4 protein-coding genes, 1 other RNA gene and 1 pseudogene are annotated in these 6,414 nt (G+C 46.6%); all 6 read left to right on the plus strand.

The window, feature by feature from the left end:
* The first annotated feature begins 46 nt into the window (after window positions 1-46).
* Window positions 47-396, plus strand: an RNA gene (gene rnpB, locus FYJ57_RS09505) — RNase P RNA component class A.
* Between the two features lie 273 nt (window positions 397-669).
* A complete protein-coding gene (locus FYJ57_RS09510) occupies window positions 670-1,245 on the plus strand; it encodes a Maf family protein (RefSeq protein WP_154432464.1) in 576 nt (191 codons plus the stop codon).
* A gap of 121 nt (window positions 1,246-1,366) precedes the next feature.
* Window positions 1,367-1,816 (plus strand): acyl-CoA thioesterase, encoded by a 450-nt coding sequence (locus FYJ57_RS09515; protein ID WP_154432465.1) that lies wholly within the window; start codon window positions 1,367-1,369, stop codon window positions 1,814-1,816.
* A 263-nt stretch (window positions 1,817-2,079) separates the two neighbouring features.
* Complete coding sequence (locus FYJ57_RS09520; RefSeq protein ID WP_154432466.1) at window positions 2,080-4,272, plus strand: alpha-galactosidase; 2,193 nt, start codon at window positions 2,080-2,082, stop codon at window positions 4,270-4,272.
* A 327-nt stretch (window positions 4,273-4,599) separates the two neighbouring features.
* Window positions 4,600-5,925 (plus strand): alpha-glucosidase/alpha-galactosidase, encoded by a 1,326-nt coding sequence (gene melA, locus FYJ57_RS09525; protein WP_205839946.1) that lies wholly within the window; start codon window positions 4,600-4,602, stop codon window positions 5,923-5,925.
* Between the two features lie 394 nt (window positions 5,926-6,319).
* Window positions 6,320-6,414 (plus strand): annotated as a pseudogene (locus tag FYJ57_RS15480) (IS200/IS605 family transposase); the annotation flags it as partial.

The raw sequence follows: 6,414 nt of genomic DNA on the forward strand, positions 1-6,414 counted from the left end.
GAAAATGTATTTGACGAAAAGTTTTTCCTGTGGTAGACTGATTCGGTAAGTAGAATAAATGGTCGCGGCTGACAGAACCGAAAGGGGTCAGGTGAGGAAAGTCCGGGCTTCAAAGGGCAGGATGCCGGATAACGTCCGGTGGAGGTGACTCCAAGGCCAGTGCAACAGAAATAAACCGCCAGGTTCGCCTGGTAAGGGTGGAAAGGCAGTGTAAGAGACTACCGCCTGTCTGGTGACAGAGAGGGCACATGTAAACCCCATCCGAAGCAAGACCGAACAAAAAACTATGTGGCTGCCCGTCACGTTTTTAGGTAGGTCGCTGAAGCCTGCTGGCAACAGCAGGATTAGATAGATGACCATTCAAGACATAACCCGGCTTATCGTTCTGCTTACTTTCACAGAATATGGCTGTCGTCCGGAACATGAAAAGAAGTGTTTCGGACGGCAGTTTTTTTACGTGAGCAACGAGTCAAAGTCTGTGCTTGCACAAGACCTTGACGACTGCTGCGATAATGAGTAAAATTCGCGAAGCGTATTTTATCTCGTTACTGTATTGCCTGAATGAAAAACGATTCACAAAAAAGAGAGAATATGGCATAATAATAGAAGAAAATACTGTCGCGGAATTGTAATTGCACAGGAACGGCAGAAGGGAGAAAACGGAGAATTATGAAAAATATTATACTCGCATCCCAGTCCCCAAGACGAAGAGAACTTTTAACACAGATCGGATTAGAATTCGAAGTGCATCCGGCAGGCGGTGAGGAAATCATCACAAGCATAGATCCTGTGGAAGTGGTAAAATCGTTATCGACACAGAAAGCAGCTGCGGGGAAGGAAGAGCTGGAGCCACAGTTACCGGAGAACTGGCTGGTGATCGGGGCGGATACGATTGTGGTTTATGACGGGAAGATCCTTGGAAAACCAAAAGATGAGGCAGATGCGATCCGCATGTTACGCATGCTGCAGGGGCAGACTCACAGTGTATATACCGGTGTGACACTGCTGGAGACAGGAAAACAGACAACCTTTGCGGAAGAGACAAAAGTATCCATGTACCCGATGACAGAAGAAGAGATTGCATGGTATGTCAGCACGAAAGAGCCGATGGACAAAGCAGGAGCCTACGGGATCCAGGGACTTTGTGCGCGGTTTGTAGAAAAAATCCAGGGAGATTATAATAATGTGGTGGGACTTCCGGTAGGACGGATCTATCAGAAACTGAAAAAAGAAGAATCCTTTTGAAAATAAAAATGTTGAAGTGAGAGAAAACGATTTGCGTGGTGCATTTTAAAATTGAAATCGCAAAAATGTGGAGAAAAACGACAGAACAGAAATGTATGGGACAGAAAGGGAAGAGACACAGATGGAAAGGACAGAACAATACCCGGGTTATAACCATCGGGTGCAGTATTATGAAACCGATCAGATGGGATGTGTGCATCATTCCAACTATATCCGCTGGTTCGAGGAAAGCCGGAGCGATTATCTGGCATATCTCGGTATGGATTATGACAAAATGGAAGCCGCAGGTGTGATCAGCCCGGTACTGACGGTGGAGGCAGCCTATCACTCCATGACACGGTACGGGGAAGAAGTATCTATTGAGGTGACAGTGAAAAAATATAACGGAGTAAAAATCTTTCTGGAATATCATATCAGGGATAAAAAAGACGGAACCCTGCGCTGCAGCGGACAGACCAGTCACTGCTTTCTGAACAGGGAAGGAAAACCGTTATCCTTAAAAAAAGAAAAACCGGAGTGGCATGAGATCCTGAAAAGAGAATGTGAACGGACACAGGAACAAAACGGATAACAGAGCAAAGAACCGTCCGGAAAATGGAAATGCAGAAAAAACACGGATAACAGCGTACATGAAAATCTACTAAATTGATACAGCACGCAACGAATCCACAATTACAGGAAACAAATCCCATATTTTTCAGTTTTGCAGCATGGTATACTGAGTATAGTCTGCGAATAGAAAACAGACTGCAAAACATAACGGTGAATGTGAAAAACAGTGATGTAAAAACAATAAACTGTGATGCAGACAGGGCGATAAAAAGGAGGACGAACATGGCAATTTATATAGACGAACAGAAAAAACTTTTTACGTTGTCAACAAACAATACAAGTTATCAGATGATGGCAGACAAATATCTGGTGCTGAATCACCTGTACTATGGAGAAAATATCGGTCAGGAAGATATGAGCTATCTTTTAGACTATCAGGATCGGGGATTTTCCGGAAACCCTTACGAGGCAGGAAATGAGAGAGACTATTCTCTCGATTCCAGACCACAGGAATACTCCACCAACGGCGTCGGCGATTACCGGATCAACAGTGTGAGCGTGATCAACGCGGACGGAAGCGATGCCGCAGACTGGCGTTATGCAGGATATACCATCGAAAAGGGCAAATATGCGATCCCGGGAATGCCGGCATTGTACGGAGAAGAAAAAGATGCCGATACCCTGATCGTGGAACTGGCAGATAAAGTAACCGGACTGCATGCATTTTTATACTACAGTGTGTGGGAAGAAAGAGATATCATTACCCGGTGCGTAAAATTCGTAAATCAGGGAACCGATGCGATCGTGCTGACAAAAGCTGCTTCCATGAATCTGGATCTGATGAGCGGTGACTGGGAACTGATGCATTTTCACGGAAGACACAATCTGGAACGCCAGATGGAACGGGTACCGCTGATGCGCGGAAAGATGACCGTGGAAAGTGTCAGAGGAGCATCCAGTCACCAGCATAATCCATTTGCCATCCTGTGCAGTAAAGATACCACCGAGGAAGCGGGACCATGTTATGGAACAGCACTGGTTTACAGTGGAAACTTCTCGATCGAAGCAGAAAAAGACCAGATGGGACAGACCAGACTGACTGCCGGCATCAACAGCCAGAGATTTGCCTGGACACTGGAAGCCGGAGCAGAGTTCTGGACACCGGAGGCTGTCATGACCTACAGCAGCGAAGGATTCGGAAAAATGAGTGCAAACTTCCATCATACCTTCCGGGAGCATCTGTGCCGTGGCAAATACAAACATGAGAGACGTCCGGTGCTGATCAACAACTGGGAAGCAACCTACTTTGATTTTGATAAAGAAAAGATCCTGAACATCGCAAAAGGCGCATCTGAACTTGGCGTGGAGATGCTGGTTCTCGACGATGGCTGGTTTGGAAAACGTGACGGAGATGTCAGCGGACTGGGTGACTGGTATGTCAATACCGACAAACTGGAAGGCGGTCTGAAACCGATCGCAGACGGAATCAATGCCATGGGTATGAAGTTCGGTCTTTGGTTTGAGCCGGAATGTATCTCCGAGGACAGCGACCTCTACCGCGCACATCCGGACTGGGCGATCCAGATTCCGGGAAGACAGCCGAACAGAAGCCGTTACCAGCTGATTCTGGATATGGGAAGAGAAGATGTCCGGGATTATCTGTACGAACGCATGACGGCGATCCTTGACAGTGCCAATATCGAATATGTCAAATGGGATATGAACCGTCACATCAGTGATGTGTACAGTGCCGTTTTACCAAAAGAACGCCAGGGAGAGGCAAGCCATCGCTACATGCTGGGTCTGTATGATCTGCTGGAACGACTGGTGAGCCGTTATCCGGATCTGTTACTGGAGGGCTGCAGCGGCGGCGGTGGACGTTTTGACCTTGGTATGCTGTATTATTCCCCACAGATCTGGTGCAGTGATGATACCGATGCAGTAGAACGTCTCAGTGTCCAGTACGGAACATCTTTCTGCTATCCGATCTCAGCAGTCGGTTCCCATGTATCCGCTGTTCCGAACCACCAGACCGGTCGTATCACTCCGGTAGAAACCAGAGGAACCGTAGCCATGGCAGGAAGTTTCGGATACGAACTGGATCTGAACCTGTTAAGCGACGGGGAAAAAGAAGAGGTCAAAGAACAGATCAAAACCTTTAAGAAATACTACAACCTGACCCATGAAGGCGAATACTACCGCCTGACCAACCCGATGGAAAACCGTCTGTACGCAGCCTGGGAGTTCGTATCTCAGGATCAGAGCGAAGCTCTGGTACACGGCATGCAGATTCTGGCACAGCCAAGCGGCCCGTCCATCCACATCCCGGTAAGAGGGCTGAAAGCGGACGCCATGTACGAAGTAAACGGCGAACTGGTAAGAAGCGGCCGCGCCCTGATGCACGGCGGCCTGAACTTCCCACGCCAGACCGGGGATTTCAAAGCGGTGGAGTTTTATCTGAAAGAAGTAAAATAAAGAAGCATAAGAACCATAAAAGAGCTGCGAAGTGGATTCGCGGCTCTTTTTTAGGCGAGCAACAAGCCAAAGTTCATGTTTGTATGAAACAAACCTTGGGACATACCGATTTCATACACATCCGGGAAACACATGACGAAGTGAACCGCGACTTCTGTTTTGTAAAACATTCAACAAATCAACAATAAAATGGAAACAAAACAGATAGGATTTTTCATCTTATAAACATATAATAAATCCATAGCAAAACCGTAATTCATCCAATCGGGGGAAAAGACAGGGATGGATTACGGAAGACAACAAAATACATAGATTCGTACAGGAGGTATGAAGATGAAAATTACTTTTATGGGGGCTGGCAGCACCGTATTTGCCAGAAATGTACTGGGGGACTGTATGTGTACACCTGCGCTTTGTGAGGCGGAGATTGCATTGTATGATATCAACGAGGAACGACTGAAAGATTCAGAGATCATCCTCGGCGCGATCAATAAGAATGTCAACGAATCCAGAGCCACCATCAAAACCTATCTCGGTGTGGAAAACAGAAAAGAGGCCTTGCGGGATGCCGACTTTGTAGTGAATGCGATCCAGGTAGGCGGCTATGATCCGTGCACCATCACCGACTTTGAGATCCCGAAAAAATACGGTCTGCGTCAGACCATCGCAGATACACTGGGAATCGGTGGTATCATGCGTGCACTTCGTACCATCCCGGTGATGGAAGGATTTGCCAGAGATATGGAGGAGGTCTGCCCGAACACCCTGTTTCTGAACTACACCAACCCGATGGCGATGCTGACCGGCTATATGCAGAGATACACAAAGATCCGTACCGTAGGTCTTTGCCACAGCGTACAGGTATGTTCGGAGAAACTGCTGGAAAAACTGGGGATGGAAGACAAGCTGGAAGGCAGAAGAGAACTGATCGCCGGTATCAATCATATGGGATGGCTGTTGGAACTGTATGACAAAGACGGCAACGACCTGTACCCGGAGATCCGCAGACGGGCAGCAGAGAAGAATGCAACTGAAAAACATGACGATATGGTGCGTTTTGAGTACATCAAACATCTGGGATATTACTGCACCGAGTCCAGCGAACATAACGCAGAGTACAACCCGTTATTTATCAAATCCAGATATCCGGAAATGATCGAAAAATACAACATCCCGCTGGACGAATACCCACGCAGATGTGTGGAGCAGATCAAAGGCTGGGAGAAAGAACGTGAGGATATTCTGAAAGACGGAAAAGTAACCCACGAAAGATCCAAAGAATATGCTTCTTATATTATGGAAGCCGTCGTGACCGGCAATCCATATAAGATCGGTGGCAATGTGTTGAATACCGGTCTGATCGACAACCTGCCATCCGATGCCTGTGTGGAAGTTCCGTGTATGGTAGATGCCAACGGCATCAACCCATGCCACGTAGGAAGACTTCCGGTCCAGCTGGCAGCCATGAATATGACCAATATCAACGTCCAGCTCCTGACCATCGAAGCCGCAGCCACCAGATCCAAAGAAAAGATCTACCAGGCCGCCATGCTCGAACCACATACCGCAGCAGAGCTGAATATCGATGATATCAAGGCAATGTGCGATGAGCTGATTGAGGCACATGGGGATTATATGAGTATGTATAAATGAAAAGATAAGGTATGACAATAAGGAAGGGTCTGCCGCACTGATATAGTGCGGCAGACCCTGTTTGCGTCAGGCTGGAATCCAGTCTCCAATCCATTGACCGGTTTCTATATTGTAGAGTCGTTTATATTTTTTTCCATTAACTGTTTTATATACCCAAACAACATTAGTGTTTCGAACAGTACATTGGGATTGGTAAGTAGCTAAAGTTGAATTAATTAATGGAGAATCAACTGAAATGCTAGGACTTTCCAAAGTAAATGAAAATGCTAATCCCCCAGCTATGCTGGGGCGAATCGTGTAGTAGTGACGTTGTATGGTGAAAAGTAAAGCCTCCTATGATACGATAGTAAAGGTGTCTCAAGCCAATACTAAAGAGAATAGGAGGCGGTCCAAAGTGGACAGTTACAGCTTATCACATTCAAGGTACAAATGCCAGTACCATGTTGTGTTTATACCAAAGTACAGAAAAAGAATTATGTATGGAAAATT

It is taken from the genome of Oliverpabstia intestinalis (genome assembly GCF_009696065.1).
Classification (GTDB): Bacteria; Bacillota; Clostridia; order Lachnospirales; family Lachnospiraceae; genus Oliverpabstia; species Oliverpabstia intestinalis.